The sequence below is a fragment of the Vibrio sp. TRT 2004 genome (assembly GCF_050113735.1).
Taxonomy (GTDB): domain Bacteria; phylum Pseudomonadota; class Gammaproteobacteria; order Enterobacterales; family Vibrionaceae; genus Vibrio.
In genome coordinates, this window is record NZ_JBNJOH010000014.1 from 29,105 (window position 1) to 47,958 (window position 18,854).

Consider the following 18,854-nt stretch of genomic DNA (forward strand, 5'->3'; position numbering starts at 1 on the left):
TGTGACAAACGGCGATTTAAATAAGTTGTCCTAAAACTCTCGCTGAGAACAATACCTCCTCCCCATTTTGTATATGCCCCATCAATCATTGGCTGTAATTTTAACATCCAAGAAACCACACACTTACAATACATATCTCTAACTGCAAAAGCTTTATCGAATTATTGTTCCAGATCATTAGAACGGCAAATTGCCCTCGTGCCACAAGATAGAATTCTGTACATTCTTTGACATAGTTTGAAACAGTTTCTTTATATTTTTCATATCTTGAGGAGATTTCTATGCTGGAACTCTTGATTGGCCTCGTTGTGACGATCACCGTTGGCTATTTCATTGTCAAAGGCTACAAACCCGCTGGTGTCCTACTCACTGCCGGTATTTTTCTGTTGATTGTTACGGGGATTATCGGCCACACCGTATTGCCCGCAAAGATCACATCAACAGGAAACATGGTCACTGACGCACTAGAGTACGTCAAATACATGCTTCAGTACCGTGGTGGCGGTTTAGGTATGCAGATCATGCTGTTATGTGGCTTTGCTGCTTATATGACTCATATTGGTGCTAACAATGTTGTAGTAAAACAGTTTTCAAAACCACTCTCTGTCATCAAGTCTCCATACGTACTGCTCGTTGCAGCCTATATTGTCGCGTGTCTCATGTCATTAGCCGTGAGTTCTGCAACAGGCCTTGGTGTTCTATTAATGGCAACACTATTCCCAATGATGACGGCTATGGGCATTTCTCGTCCAGCTGCGGTTGCTGTTTGTGCGTCCCCTGCTGCGATCATTCTTTCACCAACGTCTGGAGATGTGGTCATTGCAGCTGAGAAGTCAGGATTAGATTTGGATGTATTCGCCGTCCAAACCGTACTTCCAGTCTCAATCTGTGCGATCATCGTGATGGCAGTAGCCGCTTTCTTTTGGAACAAATACCTCGATCAAAAGCAAAACTCTCCAATGGAGCGAGTCGATGTTTCTGAGATTGAAGTAAACGCGCCAGCGTTTTATGCCGTGTTACCATTCTTACCGATTATTGGTGTGTTCCTGTTTAACGGTCGTACTATCCCAGGCCTCAAACTAGACATCTACACCATTGTAGTGCTTTCGATTTTCATCGGCGCTTTGGTTGATTATGTTGTTAAGCGTTTTGACGGGCAAAGAACTCTTGAAGACCTAGAGTCTTGTTACCAAGGTATGGCTGACGCGTTTAAAGGTGTTGTGATGCTATTGGTCGCAGCTGGTGTGTTCGCTCAAGGTCTTATGTCTGTCGGCGCTATTGATAACCTACTGCACTTAGCAGAAACAGCGGGCGCAGGCGGTATTGCATTGATGCTGATCTTGACTGGTCTAACAGTTGCCGCGGCCATTGCGACGGGTTCAGGTAATGCGCCTTTTTACGCATTCGTAGAGCTTGCTCCTTCATTAGCCGCTAAAATGGGCCTCAACCCAGCATTCCTAATCATTCCGATGCTACAGGCGTCTAACCTAGGTCGTACTATTTCGCCAGTATCAGGTGTTATCGTAGCAACTTCAGGCATGGCAAACATCAGTCCGTTCGAAGTCGTGAAACGTACTTCGGTTCCTGTACTGTGTGGTTTGGCAACGGTCATCATTAGTACGATAGTACTGGTTCCAATGAACGCGTAGTTCGCCGACTAGGCACTAAAAAGGGCGCTATCAGCGCCCTTTTTTGTATTGGTGACAGTTACTTATTATCACCGTATCGTTCTAGGTATAACACGGTTGCTGCTGTGCGAGATGGAACCTTGAGCTTCTTAAGTAGGCTCTTCATGTGCACTTTCACCGTCGATTCAGAGATAAAAAGTGTGTCTGCAATCTGTTTGTTACGAAAGCCTTTTGCCACTTCTTTTAAGATTTGTAACTCACGGTCTGTGAGTTCATCAAAGACGTCCGTGCTGTTCTCACGTTCGCTAAGATATTTGGCTACTTCTCGGCTGTATGCTTTGTTACCGCGTAACGATAAACGCAGTAGCTCCACCAGCTCGTCAGGTTCCGTATCTTTAAGTAAATAACCGTCAGCGCCTGCTTTGACGATCGCTTCGATATCTGCCGGGCTGTCTGATACTGTTAGGATAACAATTGCTGCATCGCAACCATCTGCACGAAGTGCCCCGAGCGTATCAAGTCCAGACATCCCCTTCATATTGAGGTCGAGTAACACGAGATCAGGTATATGCTCATGGTTTTTGGCAACGGCATCAGCGCCATTGCTTGCTTCCGCCACCACATCAAAATCGTCTTCAAAGCTCAAAAGCTGCTGAATACCACGTCTCATCAGTGGATGATCATCCACTAGTAATACTCTACATACGGTCAATGTTCGTTTCCTTAATCTTGGGATACTCTAATAGTACTTCACAACCTTTATTGTCACGACTGTTAACGACAAGATTTCCACTTAATCGAGAGGCGCGCTCTTTCATAATGCTTAATCCGTAATGGTTGAGCTTTTCAATTGATTGATCAAACCCTACACCATCATCACTGACCGAGACTAGGACGTGTGTATCGGTTTCATGACATTGAATACAAATGTGTTGTGCATTTGCGTGCTTTATAGCATTTATGGTTGCTTCTCTTATCAATTGAAGTAGATGTACTTGTTGATTTGCATCTAGTTCAATGGATGATAATTCATTGCTTAAAATGATTTTTGCATCAGTCTGCTCTGCCAATTGAGATGTCATTTCACTCAGTGCGTTTCCAAAACTGCCCTCTTTGATCGTCAATCTAAAGGTTGTCAAAAGTTCCCTTAGCTGGGTGTAAGCCGCCGACAACCCGGTATCAAGTTCAGCAAGAATTGGCGTCGTTTTATCAAGCTCTTTGCTATTAGGTAGTTTAGCAATTCCTCTTTTAAGCAAAGAGACTTGAATCTTGAGATACGATAACGACTGCGCTAATGAGTCATGTAACTCACGGGCAATGGTCGCACGCTCTTCCATCAGAAGCAGCTGCTCAGCCTGTCTTTGCGTCTGATTGTAATAGACTGCCCGCGAGAGTATTTGGACAAAGTTATCGATCAGAGCTTGATCCGGACACGGCAATGATACTTTCCAGTAAAGCGTCCCTAACTCCACGCCATCTAATGACAACGGCTGGCTCTGGCAGTTCGAATCGCATCCGGCACATTCGTCACCTTGTGTCAGTATTAGTGGGCGTTCACCCTCGGCAGTGATTTCTAATTTAACCGCCGCGATGCCTTCTAAGCTTGCAATGTGAGCTAAGATGGCTTGAAAGTTATCCTGACCAATCCTGGAAGCAGTGAGTTCCTGCGATGATTTATATAGTACTTTCAGCGAGTTGTTGGCATGCTGAAGCCTCTGCGTTTTCTCATTAACCGCTTTTTCAAGCCCTCGATACAGCTTACCAAGTTCCGCGGCCATATTGTTGAAAGTACGGGTTAAAATTCCCATCTCATTGTCGCTCGAAACATTGAGCTCAACGTCAAATGAACGCGATTGAATTTGTTCACTGGCATAAACCAATGCGTTCAAAGGTCTTACGATTTCACGTCGTGTGTAATGAACCACAAAGATGCCGACTATAAGAATCCCACCAAGACCTAATCCCCCAACCCATGCGAGCTTGATCAGTTTCTGCTCCGAGAAGTTTTGTAATTTGAACACAAAAGCATCAATTTGATTTACAAATCCAGCAACGAGGAGCAAATAACGATCCCTGTCATGGCTCTTTAACACCTGCTTGAGTTCGTGCCAACGTACAATCAGGCGGTAGTAATCATGGGTAATATCGTCAGGTACCGTCCAGCCTTTCAATGCCTTCATTGACGGAGCATAAACAGAACGTTCAAACATGGTAATGTGCGCTTCATAATCGACAGATTCAGACTGGATATCATGAGCAAGTCGATAGCTCTGCATACGCATCGATCCTGCTACGTTGACTGCCTCAGCATCATTAAGACTGGAAGCCAAAGTGATGATGGCAAAACTCGTTGTCGCCACCGAGAGTGCAAGGATAAGACCCATCGCTTTGGCAATGGTTCTAGTAACGGAGTTTTTCACACTTTTTAACACTGTCTCACCACTTGTTGAATCTATCGCTGATATTTGTTCTACCTAGTTTGTGCGACACGCACAATATGTGATCAAAGCCGTCGGAATTAATTGATCTAAAACAAGAACCCCTGCTAATTAACCCCTAAGGGGTATTTATACAAATATGTCAAAAACTACAATTTGTATGAACTTAAATGACAGTTTGTTAATGACAATTGTGAGCTATGCTTAGTTCATAATAATCGTGATATTAAGGATTTCAGTGGTCGATCTAGCAAAGCGCAGCTTTTTTTCTCGTAACAAAATCGATGATACCTCAATCAGGCTCCCTTGGTTGGCAAATTCTGGTGTTTTTACAGATTTATGTACCCGTTGCGGAAAATGTGCCGAAAATTGCGAAACGAACATCATTGTAAAAGGTGACGGTGGTTTTCCAACTGTCGATTTTTCGATTGATGAATGCACATTTTGCTATCAGTGTGCCCAAGCGTGCCCTGAACCCTTATTTTTGCCTCAATCACAACAACCTTGGAATGCAAAAGCGTCAATCAGCGAAAGCTGTTTGGCGACTAATAATGTCGAATGCCGAAGCTGTGGCGATATGTGCGAAACCATGGCAATCAAATTCAAATTACAAATCGGCAAAGTCGCACAACCGAAAATAGAGTTTGATGAATGTAGCGGATGTGGCGCATGTGTTTCTGTATGCCCTACTTCGTCAATCAATGTGAGCAATTTAGTTTAAACGGAATCCATCATGTCACTTAACGAAGTGCATATTTCTAGCTTAGTCGTCCACTGCTCTCCTGAACATCTTAACGAAGTTAAGCAACAGATTGAGCAAAACGATAATGCAGAGATTTATGGTGATAGCCCTGAAGGGAAAATAGTCGTGGTTTTAGAAACAGAAAACCAAGGTTTTATCACCGACACAATCGAAGCAATAAACAATTTACCGAATGTATTGAGCACTGCGTTGGTTTACCACCAAATTGAAAGTAGTCTCGATGACAACGAATTAAACGACAATAACACTGGAACTCAACATTCCCAAATCGAGGGTGAAGTATGAAGATGACAAGACGAGCGTTTGTGAAAGCAAACGCAGCAGCATCAGCAGCGGCAGTCGCAGGTATCACTCTACCAGCGTCTGCAACCAACCTGATCGCTAGCTCAGACCAAACAAAAATTACCTGGGACAAAGCGCCTTGTCGTTTCTGTGGTACTGGCTGTTCTGTTCTTGTAGGGACACAAAACGGCAAAGTAGTGGCTACCCAAGGTGATCCAGAAGCGCCTGTTAACAAGGGGCTAAACTGTATCAAAGGCTACTTCCTTTCAAAAATCATGTATGGTCAAGACCGTCTTACACAGCCTCTGCTACGCATGAAAAATGGCCAATATGACAAAGAGGGTGAATTCACTCCTGTCTCTTGGGATGTTGCATTTGACACCATGGCTGAAAAGTGGAAAGAAGCACTTAAAAAGCAAGGTCCTTCTGGCATAGGTATGTTTGGTTCAGGCCAATGGACTGTGATGGAAGGTTACGCAGCCGCTAAAATGATGAAAGCTGGCTTCCGCTCTAACAACATCGACCCTAATGCTCGTCACTGTATGGCTTCCGCTGTAGTCGCATTCATGCGTACCTTCGGTATTGATGAACCAATGGGATGTTACGATGACTTTGAAAACGCGGACTCTTTCGTTCTTTGGGGTTCAAACATGGCAGAGATGCACCCAGTTCTTTGGACTCGCATCACTGACCGTCGTCTAAGTCACCCACACGTTAAAGTCAACGTGCTATCAACTTACTACCACCGTTCATTCGAATTGGCTGACCAAGGTTACATCTTTGAACCTCAGTCTGACCTAGCAATTGCAAACTTCATCGCTAACTACATCATCCAAAATAACGCGGTAAACTGGGACTTTGTAAACAAACACACCAACTTTAAGCAAGCAGATACTGATATCGGTTACGGCCTACGTGACGATGACCCACTGCAAAAAGCGGCGGCAAATCCTAACTCAGGCAAGATGTCTGCGATTTCGTTTGAAGAGTACAAGAAATCTGTCGCGCCATACACCGTTGAAAAAACGTCTGAAATGTCAGGCGTGTCTCAACAACAACTGATTGAACTGGCTAAACAGTACGCAGATCCAAACACTAAAGTGATGTCTCTATGGACAATGGGTATGAACCAACATACTCGCGGTGTATGGATGAACAGCCTAATCTACAACATCCACCTACTGACAGGTAAGATTGCGACTCCGGGTAACAGCCCATTCTCACTAACGGGTCAGCCATCAGCATGTGGTACTGCGCGTGAAGTTGGCACATTTGCTCACCGTCTACCAGCAGATATGGTCGTAGCAAATCCGAAACACCGTAAGATCGCAGAAGGTATTTGGAACATTCCAGATGGCGTTATCCCACCTAAACCGGGTTACCACGCTGTATTGCAAGACCGTATGCTTAAAGATGGTAAGTTGAATGCTTACTGGGTTATGTGTAACAACAATATGCAAGCGGGCCCAAACATCAACGGCGAACGTCTTCCAGGTTACCGCAATCCAGAAAACTTTATCGTATGTTCTGATCCATACCCAACAGCAACAGCACAAGCAGCGGATCTTGTTCTACCTACAGCAATGTGGATCGAAAAAGAAGGCGCTTATGGTAACGCAGAACGTCGTACACAAGCTTGGTACCAACAAGTCGGTACGGTTGGCGAAGCTAAATCTGATTTATGGCAGGTGATGGAGTTCTCTAAACGCTTCAAGATGGAAGAAGTTTGGACAGAAGAACAACTTGCGAAAGCACCTCAATACCGCGGTAAGACTATGTATGACATGTTGTTCGCCAACGGCGTTATCAACAAGTTCCCAATTGAAGAAGCACGTGAGCTAAATGACGATGCTCACCACTTCGGTTACTACGTTCAAAAAGGTCTTTTCGAAGAATATGCGATCTTTGGCCGTGGTAAAGCACACGACTTAGCCCCATACGATGTATACCAACAAACTCGCGGTCTACGCTGGCCTGTTGTCGATGGCAAAGAAACACTATGGCGTTACAAAGAAGGCTCAGATCCATATGCGAAGGCAGGTTCAGGATGGGACTTCTACGGTAAGCCAGATGGTAAAGCACTGATTATTTCTGCGCCTTACGAAGCGCCACCAGAGTCGCCTGATGCTGAATACGACATGTGGCTATGTACTGGCCGTGTTCTAGAACACTGGCACACAGGTACCATGACACGTCGTGTTCCTGAACTGTATAAAGCGGTTCCAGACGCCGTATGTTACATGCACCCTGCGGATGCAAAAACACGCGGTATCCGTCGTGGCGATGAAGTTCTGATTGCGAACAAACGTGGTGAAGTACGTGTACGTGTTGAAACTCGCGGCCGTAACCGTCCACCAGAAGGCTTGGTCTTTGTACCGTTCTTTGATGCACGCATTCTGATTAACAAACTGATCCTAGACGCGACTGATCCTCTGTCTAAACAGACTGACTTCAAGAAATGTCCAGTCAAGATCACTAAGATTGCGTAAGTTTGCATGCCCTGACTGATTCGTCAGTCAGGGATAAGAATTTAGCCGATAGGCGGAGAATGAATAATGAAAAAATTCCTAATTGCACTGTTATCTGTTGGTGCTTTAATGAGTGGTGCGGCTGTAGCTGAGCTTGAGAATCCTGGTGGTATCGGTGGCTTAGAGTCATTACGTGGTGTGAGTGAATTAGAAGCAACTCGCTCTGCTGATGAGTTTAAAAAATACCCACGCGAACAAGTACTCGACAGTAGCTTTGTTTACCAGCCACCGTTGATCCCTCACAACATTCGTAGCTATGAGGTATCTCTGAATGCGAACAAATGTCTCGCATGTCACAGCTGGAAGAATGCAAAAGAGATGGGCGCAACTAAGATCAGTGTAACGCACTACGTTAACCGCGAAGACGCAGTACTGGCTGACGTATCACCTCGCCGTTACTTCTGTCTTCAATGTCACGTTCCTCAAGCCAATGCAAAACCGCTTGTTGAAAATGAGTTCAAGAGTGTCGATGCGCTTAAATAAGCAGCACGTGAGTAAATAAGAGGTTATCTATGAAATTATTGAAAGCGTTTTGGAAACGATTGGCAACCCCAAGTAAAGCTGCGGTCGGTGTAGTTCTATTTATGGGTTTCGCTGGTGGTCTTCTATTCTGGGGCGCATTTAACACGGGGATGGAGGCAACCAATACAGAGGAATTCTGTTCTGGCTGTCACGCACCTATCGTCGAGGAAATTCAAGAAACAATCCACTACTCTAACCGCTCTGGTGTACGTGCAGTCTGTTCAGACTGTCACGTACCACACGAGTGGACAGATAAGATTGTTCGTAAGGTTCAAGCATCGAAAGAGTTGTTTGCGCATTTTGTAACAAATACCATCGACACACCTGAGAAATTCGAGGAGCGTCGAGCGTACTTAGCTGAACGAGAATGGTCTCGCTTGAAGAAGAATGACTCACTTGAATGTCGTAACTGTCACGAATTTGAGTATATGGATTTCTCTGAGCAAGGTCAGCGTAGTGCAAAACAGCACTCTACTGCCCTAGCCTCTGGTGAGAAAACGTGTGTAGACTGTCACAAAGGTATTGCACACAAACTGCCTGACATGCACGGTGTTGAAGGCTGGCAATAAGGAGCACAGAAAATGAGTACTTTAGAATCCGTTATCTGGCATATCCTCGGCTATGGTGCCATGCCTTTTATCATTTTATCTGGCTTTGCGGTAGTCGCTGCAATCTCTCTATGGATACTATCGCTAGGTAAAGATAAAGAGGCGGAATAACGTTTCCCCTCCGCGCTGACACAATTTTGCCTATTTTGTATCAAGCGTAAAAAAAACCACCGCATTTGCGGTGGTTTTTTTTGCTATTTATTTGGGTAACCCTGTGGATTGTTCGACTGCCATCGCCATGTGTCACTCGTCATTTCTTCAAGAGTTCGCTTCGCCTGCCAACCAAGCTCTTTGATGGCTTTACTTGGATCGGCCCAACACTCTGCAATATCACCGGGGCGACGCGCGACAATCTGGTAAGGCACATTTTTACCAGAGGCAAGTTCAAAAGCTTTTACCATTTCAATAACACTGTAGCCATTGCCTGTCCCCAAGTTATAGATATGTAGACCCGATTTTTGACCGACCTTGTCTAACGCGGCAACGTGACCATCTGATAGATCCATCACATGAATGTAATCTCGAACACCCGTACCATCTTTGGTTGGATAATCATTGCCAAATACAGACAAGAATTCTCGACGACCAACAGCGACTTGAGAGACGAACGGCATAAGGTTGTTTGGAATGCCTTGCGGATCTTCACCGAGTTCACCTGATGGATGTGAGCCAACAGGATTGAAGTAGCGCAAAAGCGTAATACTCCACTCAGGGTTTGCTTTTTGAAAATCGGATAGACACTCTTCAACCATCAATTTACTACGACCATAAGGGTTCGTCGCACTAGTCGGGAAGTCTTCAGTAATTGGCACACTCGCCGGATCGCCATACACAGTTGCAGAAGACGAAAAAACGAGTGTTTTCACATTGGCCTCGCGCATCGCGGCAACCAAGACCAGGCTGCCATTGACGTTATTGTCATAGTATTCCAGCGGCATCGCGACCGACTCACCGACCGCTTTAAGCCCAGCAAAATGAATAACCGCCTGAATGTCATTACTCTTTAGCACATCAACGAGCAGCGCCTTATCGCGGATATCGCCCTCGATAAACATCGGTCGAACGCCCGTTACATCTTGGATACGATCCAGTACAGATGCTTTGCTGTTGTACAAATTGTCAAAGATGACTGGCGTCATACCCGCTTCAATCATCTGTATACAGGTGTGGCTGCCAATGTAACCCATGCCGCCGGTAACCAAAATATTCATATCACTAACCTTCTGAATTATTAAGGCAAATATTAACCAAAAGTCGGGGTAAAATACAGGATAGGGATACACTTAGCAGAACAATCAATCCTGATTGATGACAAATCGACCTTTTCCACTCGCCTTGGCTTGGTACATTGCCATGTCCGCTGCTTTAAGCATTTCGTCCATACTCTCGTCGTAGTCCTCTACAAAGTGTACGCCAATACTAGCACCTACGTTCAAAACACGGCCTTTGTAAACAATGTCTTTATGGATCAATGCAATTAGACGCTCGGCTAATAAAGATATAGATTGCTTGGTCGTATTGTTGATTAACACCACAAATTCATCACCGGAAAGCCTTGCGACTAAGTCATTGGTTCTCACCTGTGACAAAAGGCGTTCTGATACCTGTTTAAGCACCTCATCCCCCGCGTCGTGGCCATAGGTGTCATTCACACCTTTGAACCCATCCAAATCGAGATAGAGTAACGCGAGACCAGTTCTGTTTTCTTGTTCACTTTTGAGTACTTCCGTCAGTACCCGATAAAGCTTGGCTCGATTCGCTAGACCGGTAAGGGAATCATGGTGCGCCAGATGTTCTAGCCTTTCCATCTCCTTAAGGTTCGACAAATCGGTTAAAATATAGACATAGTCAAATGCATTCTCGTCGTCATTGTTTACGATACGCGAAACCTTTACAAACATAGGAACTTGATGTCCGTAGATGTGTTTTTCCCATACCTCACCTTGCCATTGCCCATAACTTATCACCGCCTCTTTGATTGTTGGCATAAGCGAGCGGAATTGCTGCCATTCGAAGATGTCATCGGTGTTTTTTCCCAATAATGACTCTTGAGGGTAGCCAAGCAACAATGTCAATGCAGGGTTGACCATGGTAATAACGTCATTTTCATCAGTGACTATCAACGCGTCCTGACTGTGTTCAAACACGCCAGCAGCTAGTCGCTGCCTTTGTAGCGCTAGTTCAACCTCCGTAACGTCCTGAATCGCAAACAGAAGCTGACCTAACTTGGTCAGTTTGGCGCAACTGACTTGAAGTAACTGACGCTGTTCAAACACATCCGTTACCCAAAACTGTTGGTCGATAAATTCATGCTGCTGTTTGAGTGCCTGCTTAATGCTCTCCGAGTTTCGCCCACCAATAAAGTCGAGAATATTCGCACCTTTAAGAAACGCGCTCGTACAACGGAACACTTGGCAAGCGGAAGCATTAAAATGAATAATTTCACCGGTTGAATTGACCACCATGAGCGCATGTTTTACCGCCTCGACCACTTCATTGGCGAACGATTTCTCTTCTTCCAACCTATCTAATGTGTATTCAACTTGTTGGTCTCTTTGCTTCAATCTATCCAGCATGGTGTTAAAGGCACGAACCAGCGCACCAATTTCGTCATTAGCCGTCGGGTGTACATTTAGAGTATTTTGCTTTCTGTCGATAAACGAACGCATACCGATATTTAACTGGTAGACTGGTTCGACAATGTATTTCTGCACGGTCATGTACAATACAACGCCAGCTAACACCATCAAGAGCAAGAACATCAGACTATCGAACAACGCGCGATCATAGAGTTCTTGGAAGGAGGATTTCGATATAATCACCCTCAGTTTGGCAATCACTTCTTGTTCTAGCTCGACAGGAACCAGCAAGAAAATATGATCCTTACCGATCGAATACCCTTGTCGGTTGATCTCATTCCGTTGTCCTTCTGTCGGAACTGGTGCTACAGGACCCTCTCTCTCATACATAGCGAACAATTGACCGTCAGGAGTGTAGAGTTTAACCCTCGCCACTTCTTCATCCGCAGAGAAAGCATCCAACACTTCCTTCGCGGCTAAACTGTCATCAAATAGAATGGCCGCTTGTAAGTTATACGCCACACCTTTGGCCAGCACACTGACTCGGTTGATTAGATTATCTCTCTGTGTATCCACAGCATGGTAAAACGCATACCCCTGAGACAATAGGAAAACAAGTCCAGTAAACACGATGATCGGTATGATCAATTTACTTTTGAGTGACAGATCGGTGAGTGATTTCATCATAGCTCCCCCTCAACGTCTGAAACACGTAATAAATTTGAAGATATTCGATAGCTGCCAAGGTTGTCGAGGTTAACTTTAGGTTTTATTCGTCCTGCTTTAGTCGCCAGCTCCACGGTGCCGCCGTATTCAGTAAAACGCGTAACGTCACTGACAGTAACCGTGCTTTTGGGATAAGAGTTGAGCAGCGACAAACTGCTTCTTTGCGATAAATAGACAAGATTACAATTATCGCTAGTAATTCGAATAGGCTTATCTCGTACTATTTTTCCTTGGGTAATCTCGGAGAGTAGACTTCGGATTTTTTCACTGTCGGGAAGACAAATATTGATGCTATCCATCTGCTCCTCCGCTTCCCAATAAATAAAGCTCACGATGCGATAGAGGTAGACGGCCTTAATTTGATCTTCACTATACGGCGCTGCACAAGCTTGCTTACTACCCAGTAGTAGTCCAATAACAATAAGCCAGAATGAGCGAAAATGCTTAGTATTCATAACTCAGCCTCAACGCGATGAGTTCCTCACGCAAATAGAAACTGTTTATGTCTTCATAGAATCCCTGATTCTCGGCAAGGTTTTGTACCAATAGTTCAACTAACGGCGCACTAGGGTTAGCTTGCCACGCCAACCTCACATCAAGCGTGAGGTAATTGTCCAAATGGGCATTACTCACGTAATTCACCTCTTGCCCTTTGAGCAAAAGGTCAAACTGAATTTGTTGAGTGACCTGCCATAACATTTGCAAAGACGCCAAATGTTGAGAATCTATAGATAAGCTTCCTTCTGCACTTCCGTTACTCGTAGACGAAGGCTGCCAATCATGATCTAGAGTGAGATAACTATAACTACCATACAAGGACAAAGACTCGTTGATCATCCAACGAGTGGCAATTTCTACCCCATAAGAGTCGACAACATAGCTATAAGTTAACTGGTAGATGTCAATTTGGTCATAACCCGGATAACGCCCTTGATATTCGACGCCATCGATATTGTCGTAATGGCTGTAAAACACAGACGCATCAAGCTCGACATCCTCCGTAATTAAGCGATAGCCTATATCGTAGGTAATGACAGTTTCTAGATCTCGCTCTGCCGAAGGCAGGGTCAGTTGATAGAAGTATTCAAGATGACGGAAATCACTTGAACAATCTCTTCCTGCTGGACAATACAGATGATTGGCAATGAAAATGGAGTTGGTATCCATATAAGAAGGAGCAACGATACCCCTGCCTACTCCAGCCCATACGCTGCTAATGAAATCAACATCGTAAATGGCTCTTAATTGCGGAGAAAGTTCTAAGCTATCTCCCTGTTCAAAATACTCAGCTTTAACACCCACAACCGTTTTTAGCTTGTTAGTCCATTGTCCTTCATGCTGGATATAACTATTTACAATACTGTCGGCAGCAGAGTCGATATTGTACAACCGTACATAATAATCCACTGAGTTGAGATCATAGCCTGAGAACTGATGCATTAGATCGAGAGCGATATAGCGGTAACCACCGCCATAAATAATCTGCTGACGCGGAGTCAGTTGCGTCGAGAAGTTGAACTCGGCGTCAAAAGTTGAATATTTTCCGGGGGCATCATAAGCAGAGTCGTAGTTTTGTTGAAGCCAGAAGCGATAATTACTTTCTGTATTGTCTGAGAGAGTTTGGCGAGTATCGAGTTGTGCGTAATAGGAATGGCTAGTGATGGTTTCATTGGAATAACTTGTCCCAGTGGCAAAGCCATTAGCGTAGTCAACCGTGAACATATCTTGAATGACGCTACTTTTCTCTCCTCCTAGGCGTAATATCCACTGATGAGGCCGCTCGACAACAATGCCTGCACTGTGCATGTTCCAGCGCGTATCTGGCGTGATGGGCTGGTAGACTTCAGACTTATGCTTATAGTAGGCACGAGCATATATGTCTGATGATAGCGATAAACCCTGGCGTACCGAGAGATCATAACTGCCATACTTTTGATAACTGAAGGAGACTTGCCCGCCTAACGTTTCCGTCGCTGACTTCGTCACAATGTTGATCACACCGTTTTCCGCATTCCCTCCCCAAATACTCCCAGCAGGCCCACGAAGCACTTCAATGCGGTCAATGTCATCCATCGGATAATCTACATCCGCCCAATAGACGCCACCATATATCGGACTATAAAGGCTACGTCCGTCTTGAAGAACCAACATTTTATTAAATAGGCCACTGTGAAAGCCACGTGAAGATACGATCGGCTCCGCCGCGGAATAGTGACTCACTCTAAGCCCCGGCACTAGATTAAGAGCGTCAGCTAACGATCTTGCGCCACTTCGCTTAATCCGCTCTCCATTCAGTACATAAACCGCAGCAGGAATATCAGCGAGATCTTGAGAAAACTTCGAAGCAGAATCGACAGTTACATGCAGTAGGGAAAGCTCTTCTAAACTCATTGATACCAATTCATCGAGATCGCTCTCGCTATGAGCAACCGTCGAAGCTGTGAGGAGAACCATGGAGAATAGTGATCTTTTATACATTCAGGAACCTGACAATATTAGCAAATTATATTATTCCACTTATCAATATTTAATTACACACATAACAAATTAGTTTTTTCAGTTTGTTGGCTAAAAAATGAAACCGATCACTGTTTAATTTAGTCAATTGAAACATGTTACTAGGTGATTTGATTAGGGAATTCTTTCATTGATGATAAAACGTTCAATCAGTCTCAATTGTGATATGGGTGAGAGCTTCGGTTCTTGGACAATGGGTAATGACCGATCAGTCATGCCACATATTGATATGGCGAACATCGCATGCGGATTTCATGCCTCCGACCCTAAGATCATGAGTGATACAATTAAACTTGCGATCAAATATAACGTTAAGGTCGGCGCGCATCCCAGTTACCCCGATCTGCAAGGGTTCGGCAGACGCAGTATTCCAATGCCAGCAGAAGAAATTACTGCGATGCTTATCTACCAAATTGGAGCGATTAAAGGGTTATGTGAGAGCCACAACTGCGAGCTCAGTTACATAAAGCCCCACGGGGCACTATATAACGACATGCAAAAAGATATGGTTATCTTTGAGGCCGTGGTTGATGCTGTCTCTAGCTTTAACTTACCTTTAATGACTCTCGCTATCACAGATAATCAACGACTCCTCGACATCGCCGATCGATATGATGTGCCTCTGTTATTTGAAGCTTTTTCTGATCGACGCTATCAAGCCAATGGACAACTTGCGCCCCGCAGTATGCCGAACGCCGTTATTAGCAGCGAAGACGATATTCTCAATCAAGTTCAACAAATTGTTCAGTATGGGAAAGTTCGCACGATAGACGGATTCTCTATTGCTCTCGATGCAGACACGATTTGCGTGCATGGTGATAACGAACAGGGAATCAAGATCATCGAGAAAATCAGATCGTTAATCCAACAAGAGAGGTCGGGCTAATGAACATTGACACGTCCATTGATCCCGTTGCGGAATGTTCAATTTTAATCCGTTTTCATAGTGATCCTAACGACCACCTTTCTTGGGTCATTGGAGAAATCAGTCATTATCTCAGCAACCAGCTTGGGGTCTGGGTGATGAATGTCACTCCCTCCTTTGATTCAATCCTTATTGACTACCTTCCTCACCGCATTTCAATTTTTGAGTTCGTCCCCTATTTGGAAAAACTCGTGACCGAAGCGTTACATCACATGCCGGAGTACCATCAGCCAGATATCTTAGAGCTGCCTATCTATTATGATGTTTCAGTGGGTCCAGACCTTGAACTCTATACTGAAAAAGGAATAGCCATTGACGACGTGATTTCACGCCACTGCGATGCTGAGTACACGGTAGGTGCGATTGGATTTTCAGCAGGATTTGCCTTTCTTAGCCAAGTTGACCCCGCTATTCAACTGCCACGAAAACGCACTCCTCGGGTATCTTTACCAAAGGGCAGCGTCGGTATCGCGAACCACCAAACCGCGATTTATCCAAGCGATAGTCCTGGAGGGTGGAACATCATAGGCAATTGTCCTATCGACCTTTACCATCCCAATAGTCACCCTATCCTGCCTTTTACTATCGGTACACGTGTACGTTTAAAACGCATTGAATTAGATGAATTTATTAGTCTAGGCGGGCAAATAACTGAGGGATGGCAATGATAAACGAGTGCTACGTTGAAGTCATTAAACCGGGTCAACAGACTTTGATCCAAGACTTTGGTCGATTTGGCCTTGCGCATTTTGGTATAACACAAGGTGGGCCTGTTGATGACTACGCCTATAGCTGGGCGAACCATTTGCTGGGCAACACGGTCAACATGCCCACACTTGAAATAACCTTAGGTCAGGCAGAGTTTCTTATTCATTCAAGCTGTGAAATGGCCATCGCTGGTGGTGATCTTGCCGCACGGCTGGATGAGCAACCACTTGAAAACTGGTCAACGTTTAAAGCGAGCAAAGGTCAACGTCTTACATTTGGACTACCTAAAAATGGCTTACGCAGTTACCTAGCGATTAAAGGCGGATTCATCGTTCCACCTCAGTTAGGCAGTGCCGCAACCGTAACGCGAGATCAGTTGGGTGGGTTAGCATCAGGCTGTCCACTATCACTTGGAGATGTACTCAAATTTGCGCCGCATGTCCCCCATCGTCGACCAGTACAAATGACGTTCCGCTATAAACCGGATTACAACCTGCCTATCGAACTACGTCTAATAGAAGGTTATCAGGTAGGTGATTTTTCACGTGACGCTATTAATGGGTTGTACAATCTTGAATTTGATGTCAGCCAATTGATCAATCGCATGGGTTATCGACTCTCTGGTAATAAGATTGCAGCGCCGGAAAAAGAATATTTAAGCGAAGGAATTGCACTAGGTTCAGTTCAGATCCCGCCAAGTGGTGAACCCATAGTGCTTCTAAATGATAGGCAGACTATCGGCGGCTATCCAAAAATCGGTTGTGTGGCAAGGATTGACCTGCCTCGCCTTGCGCAAGCGAAACCTGGGCAAAAAGTCCGCTTTGTACGGGGTGATTTACTGGGTTTGCAGGATGTGTGGTGTCAATGGGCACGATTCTTCGGCTATTAGGGCCACGCGGCCCTAATAACCGCTATTGACCATAATATTGAGCGAGTTGCTGTGGATATGTTCTCGCTTGCGCCAGTTCTTTCGCTCTGCTCTCAATCTCTGCCTCACTAAGAGCAAGCGTGATCGGATGAAGCTGCTCAATCGTCAGGTCTTGGTAGTGAAACAGTTGCCACTGCTGGACGAGTTTTACCGCCGCTTCGTAGGCTGATGAACCTTTCACCACCTCCACCCGCGCGTAGTGCTTGCCTTCAAACGTCACATCAGCCGCACGCAATGTGTCATCCTTGCCGGGTATTTGCTGTGCACCAAACAATGGTGTACCGAACTCATGAGCCACGGAGTAATCAGGGATAAATCGCGCCATATGTTCTATTGCACGTCGACTTCGTTGAATAATAACGTCCTCATCCCAGCCTTTCTGGATTTTAGTTTTCAACCGCAGTGGTAAGCTTGGCTGTGATGAATCAGCGCTAGAAGCAACTAAACCATCTTCAAATAATGTGATGTCTTTGGTCATGCCATGCAATTGAAAAATACCATCAGGATAAGGTGTCAGCTGTGCCATTCCGTTTGGTGTGCCACGTGGTCCGTGGAAAATTACTTCAGGCCAAAGTTCTTCGCATTGTGGCCAATGTGTCACATAGGCCGCTTTAAACTCGACCAGACGTTCACGTGGTTTCTGCGCTAAGTCATCGATTGATCCTGTCTCATAACCACAAGCGTTGACCAAGTAATCTACCTGAAGAAACTCAATGTTTCCCTCTCTGTCGATACACTCCACTGTCCAACCTTGGTCTGACTCTTCAACACCTATCACTTGAGTTTGTGCCTTAAGTTGGCAGTTAGGCATTTTTTCTAGAGCCAACGTCGCTGCTGCTGCAATTCGAAAAACACTCCACCCATACTCTTGAACAGCAACAACCGGAAATTTTAACACCTCCAAATCAACATGCTTGGCAAAAGGAATCAGCCATTCATCAATGGTAGTAGGATTTTGGGGTTGCTCTAAGCATGCCAGGGCTTCAATTTCATCACGACTATAAAACTTGTAGTAGTCTGCGGGTTCACCAAGCACCTTGTTGGCTATGTCTTGTTTTACAAGTTCAGCATAGCAGTCTTGAATCGTAATAAGGCGCTCGTAGAGCTCTTCAGGCGAGCCTCCATCACTGTATGGCACCGCGATGACCGTTGGACGTTTATTGACGGTTTGCGGATACAAGCGAATGGTATCGATGGATTGTTTTAGTAGCTCGATACATTGTTCAGTCGAGATCTCTCTGTACAAATTTCCACCAGCATGGAGATGGCATATCGGCGGACCACCGACCAGCCCAGATCCTTTCTCGATTAGGTGTACGTTTAGGCCCAACTCCGCCATGTGGACAGCGGCCGTTGCTCCTGCGATACCGCCGCCAATAATGGCGACGCTAGGAGTGCGAATTTGTTGCGATTCAGATTGCATTAATGTGGCTAATTCGTTCATTCTCAGGATATTTTACTGCCATTAACGAGTGAATAAAATCACAATTTTTGCATGGTGAATTAGTGACATTTTGACGAAAAAAATGAAAAAAGTGCTTGACTCAAAAATGGTGAAACCAGAAATAATTGCTTCTGTGAATAACAAATCGTTGACGGGCTTTTGCTATAGAGGCTTGTGGCAAATTGTAACTTATCTACAGGCCAAGTTATCCCAAACTTTATCCACCGTTTTTGTGGATAACTGAACAACTTGGCCGAA

General features: G+C 44.9%; 17 protein-coding genes. 10 read left to right on the forward strand and 7 right to left on the reverse strand.

Annotation, left to right across the window (positions count from 1 at the left end; all coding sequences use genetic code 11):
• Positions 1-281: 281 nt before the first annotated feature.
• A complete protein-coding gene (dcuC, locus tag ACQEXR_RS08045; RefSeq protein WP_427020091.1) occupies positions 282-1,649 on the forward strand; it encodes an anaerobic C4-dicarboxylate transporter DcuC in 1,368 nt (455 codons plus the stop codon).
• A gap of 58 nt (positions 1,650-1,707) precedes the next feature.
• On the opposite strand, the gene ACQEXR_RS08050 is transcribed toward dcuC, so the two are convergent.
• Both ACQEXR_RS08050 and narQ read right to left on the reverse strand, forming a co-directional pair.
• The gene (locus ACQEXR_RS08050; RefSeq protein WP_331416595.1) at positions 1,708-2,340 is read right to left on the reverse strand and encodes a response regulator; all 633 of its coding nucleotides are present in this window, start codon (positions 2,338-2,340) and stop codon (positions 1,708-1,710) included.
• Positions 2,327-4,060 carry a nitrate/nitrite two-component system sensor histidine kinase NarQ gene (gene narQ / locus ACQEXR_RS08055; RefSeq protein WP_331416594.1) on the reverse strand — a complete coding sequence of 578 codons (1,734 nt, stop codon included), beginning with the start codon at positions 4,058-4,060 and terminating at the stop codon, positions 2,327-2,329. Before narQ ends, ACQEXR_RS08050 begins: the two co-directional genes overlap by 14 nt.
• Before the next feature lie 244 nt (positions 4,061-4,304).
• On the opposite strand from narQ, the gene napF reads away from it, so the two are divergent.
• From napF to ACQEXR_RS08085, 6 genes are all read left to right on the forward strand, one after another.
• Positions 4,305-4,787 (forward strand): ferredoxin-type protein NapF, encoded by a 483-nt coding sequence (gene napF, locus ACQEXR_RS08060; RefSeq protein WP_331416593.1) that lies wholly within the window; start codon positions 4,305-4,307, stop codon positions 4,785-4,787.
• A 12-nt stretch (positions 4,788-4,799) separates the two neighbouring features.
• Positions 4,800-5,114, forward strand: a complete 315-nt coding sequence (locus ACQEXR_RS08065) for a chaperone NapD (protein ID WP_269374805.1) — start codon at positions 4,800-4,802, stop codon at positions 5,112-5,114.
• Positions 5,111-7,600: a periplasmic nitrate reductase subunit alpha gene (napA, locus tag ACQEXR_RS08070; protein WP_331426751.1), complete on the forward strand. Its 2,490-nt coding sequence runs from the start codon at positions 5,111-5,113 to the stop codon at positions 7,598-7,600. Before ACQEXR_RS08065 ends, napA begins: the two co-directional genes overlap by 4 nt.
• A gap of 66 nt (positions 7,601-7,666) precedes the next feature.
• Complete coding sequence (locus ACQEXR_RS08075; protein WP_331426750.1) at positions 7,667-8,122, forward strand: nitrate reductase cytochrome c-type subunit; 456 nt, start codon at positions 7,667-7,669, stop codon at positions 8,120-8,122.
• A gap of 29 nt (positions 8,123-8,151) precedes the next feature.
• On the forward strand, positions 8,152-8,730 hold the full coding sequence (locus ACQEXR_RS08080; RefSeq protein ID WP_138971216.1) for a NapC/NirT family cytochrome c: 579 nt from the start codon (positions 8,152-8,154) through the stop codon (positions 8,728-8,730).
• Positions 8,731-8,742: 12 nt separating this feature from the next.
• On the forward strand, positions 8,743-8,880 hold the full coding sequence (locus tag ACQEXR_RS08085; protein ID WP_331426748.1) for a TIGR02808 family protein: 138 nt from the start codon (positions 8,743-8,745) through the stop codon (positions 8,878-8,880).
• An 83-nt stretch (positions 8,881-8,963) separates the two neighbouring features.
• Here the strand turns inward: ACQEXR_RS08085 and galE are convergent, their stop codons facing one another.
• The 4 genes from galE to ACQEXR_RS08105 form a co-directional block, all read right to left on the reverse strand.
• The gene (gene galE / locus ACQEXR_RS08090) at positions 8,964-9,980 is read right to left on the reverse strand and encodes a UDP-glucose 4-epimerase GalE (protein WP_331426746.1); all 1,017 of its coding nucleotides are present in this window, start codon (positions 9,978-9,980) and stop codon (positions 8,964-8,966) included.
• An 84-nt stretch (positions 9,981-10,064) separates the two neighbouring features.
• Positions 10,065-12,032 carry a diguanylate cyclase gene (locus tag ACQEXR_RS08095; protein ID WP_331416647.1) on the reverse strand — a complete coding sequence of 656 codons (1,968 nt, stop codon included), beginning with the start codon at positions 12,030-12,032 and terminating at the stop codon, positions 10,065-10,067.
• Complete coding sequence (locus ACQEXR_RS08100; RefSeq protein ID WP_331416588.1) at positions 12,032-12,529, reverse strand: YfiR family protein; 498 nt, start codon at positions 12,527-12,529, stop codon at positions 12,032-12,034. The genes ACQEXR_RS08095 and ACQEXR_RS08100 overlap by 1 nt, the downstream gene beginning before the upstream one ends.
• Complete coding sequence (locus ACQEXR_RS08105) at positions 12,519-14,552, reverse strand: TonB-dependent receptor plug domain-containing protein (RefSeq protein WP_331416587.1); 2,034 nt, start codon at positions 14,550-14,552, stop codon at positions 12,519-12,521. Before ACQEXR_RS08105 ends, ACQEXR_RS08100 begins: the two co-directional genes overlap by 11 nt.
• Positions 14,553-14,724: 172 nt before the next feature.
• Between ACQEXR_RS08105 and ACQEXR_RS08110 the strand changes: the two genes are divergently transcribed.
• From ACQEXR_RS08110 to ACQEXR_RS08120, 3 genes are read left to right on the forward strand one after another with little or no spacing between them, the layout of a single operon-like run.
• Positions 14,725-15,477 carry a 5-oxoprolinase subunit PxpA gene (locus ACQEXR_RS08110; protein ID WP_331426745.1) on the forward strand — a complete coding sequence of 251 codons (753 nt, stop codon included), beginning with the start codon at positions 14,725-14,727 and terminating at the stop codon, positions 15,475-15,477.
• Entirely contained in the window at positions 15,477-16,184 is a 708-nt protein-coding gene (locus tag ACQEXR_RS08115) for a 5-oxoprolinase subunit B family protein (protein WP_331416586.1), read from the forward strand. The genes ACQEXR_RS08110 and ACQEXR_RS08115 overlap by 1 nt, the downstream gene beginning before the upstream one ends.
• Positions 16,181-17,113: a biotin-dependent carboxyltransferase family protein gene (locus ACQEXR_RS08120; RefSeq protein ID WP_331416585.1), complete on the forward strand. Its 933-nt coding sequence runs from the start codon at positions 16,181-16,183 to the stop codon at positions 17,111-17,113. Before ACQEXR_RS08115 ends, ACQEXR_RS08120 begins: the two co-directional genes overlap by 4 nt.
• Before the next feature lie 22 nt (positions 17,114-17,135).
• Here ACQEXR_RS08120 and ACQEXR_RS08125 read toward each other — a convergent pair whose 3' ends face one another.
• Positions 17,136-18,575 carry an FAD-dependent oxidoreductase gene (locus ACQEXR_RS08125; RefSeq protein WP_331426807.1) on the reverse strand — a complete coding sequence of 480 codons (1,440 nt, stop codon included), beginning with the start codon at positions 18,573-18,575 and terminating at the stop codon, positions 17,136-17,138.
• Between the last annotated feature and the right edge of the window lie 279 nt (positions 18,576-18,854).

Coding starts and splice junctions, on each gene's coding strand:
- dcuC (WP_427020091.1), top strand. CDS start 282: ATGCTGGAACTCTTGATTGGCCTCGTTGTGACGATCACCGTTGGCTAT.
- ACQEXR_RS08115 (WP_331416586.1), top strand. CDS start 15,477: ATGAACATTGACACGTCCATTGATCCCGTTGCGGAATGTTCAATTTTA.
- galE (WP_331426746.1), bottom strand. CDS start 9,980: ATGAATATTTTGGTTACCGGCGGCATGGGTTACATTGGCAGCCACACC.
- ACQEXR_RS08125 (WP_331426807.1), bottom strand. CDS start 18,575: ATGCAATCTGAATCGCAACAAATTCGCACTCCTAGCGTCGCCATTATT.
- ACQEXR_RS08120 (WP_331416585.1), top strand. CDS start 16,181: ATGATAAACGAGTGCTACGTTGAAGTCATTAAACCGGGTCAACAGACT.
- ACQEXR_RS08075 (WP_331426750.1), top strand. CDS start 7,667: ATGAAAAAATTCCTAATTGCACTGTTATCTGTTGGTGCTTTAATGAGT.
- ACQEXR_RS08065 (WP_269374805.1), top strand. CDS start 4,800: ATGTCACTTAACGAAGTGCATATTTCTAGCTTAGTCGTCCACTGCTCT.
- ACQEXR_RS08095 (WP_331416647.1), bottom strand. CDS start 12,032: ATGAAATCACTCACCGATCTGTCACTCAAAAGTAAATTGATCATACCG.
- ACQEXR_RS08100 (WP_331416588.1), bottom strand. CDS start 12,529: ATGAATACTAAGCATTTTCGCTCATTCTGGCTTATTGTTATTGGACTA.
- ACQEXR_RS08105 (WP_331416587.1), bottom strand. CDS start 14,552: ATGTATAAAAGATCACTATTCTCCATGGTTCTCCTCACAGCTTCGACG.
- ACQEXR_RS08085 (WP_331426748.1), top strand. CDS start 8,743: ATGAGTACTTTAGAATCCGTTATCTGGCATATCCTCGGCTATGGTGCC.
- ACQEXR_RS08110 (WP_331426745.1), top strand. CDS start 14,725: ATGATAAAACGTTCAATCAGTCTCAATTGTGATATGGGTGAGAGCTTC.
- ACQEXR_RS08080 (WP_138971216.1), top strand. CDS start 8,152: ATGAAATTATTGAAAGCGTTTTGGAAACGATTGGCAACCCCAAGTAAA.
- napA (WP_331426751.1), top strand. CDS start 5,111: ATGAAGATGACAAGACGAGCGTTTGTGAAAGCAAACGCAGCAGCATCA.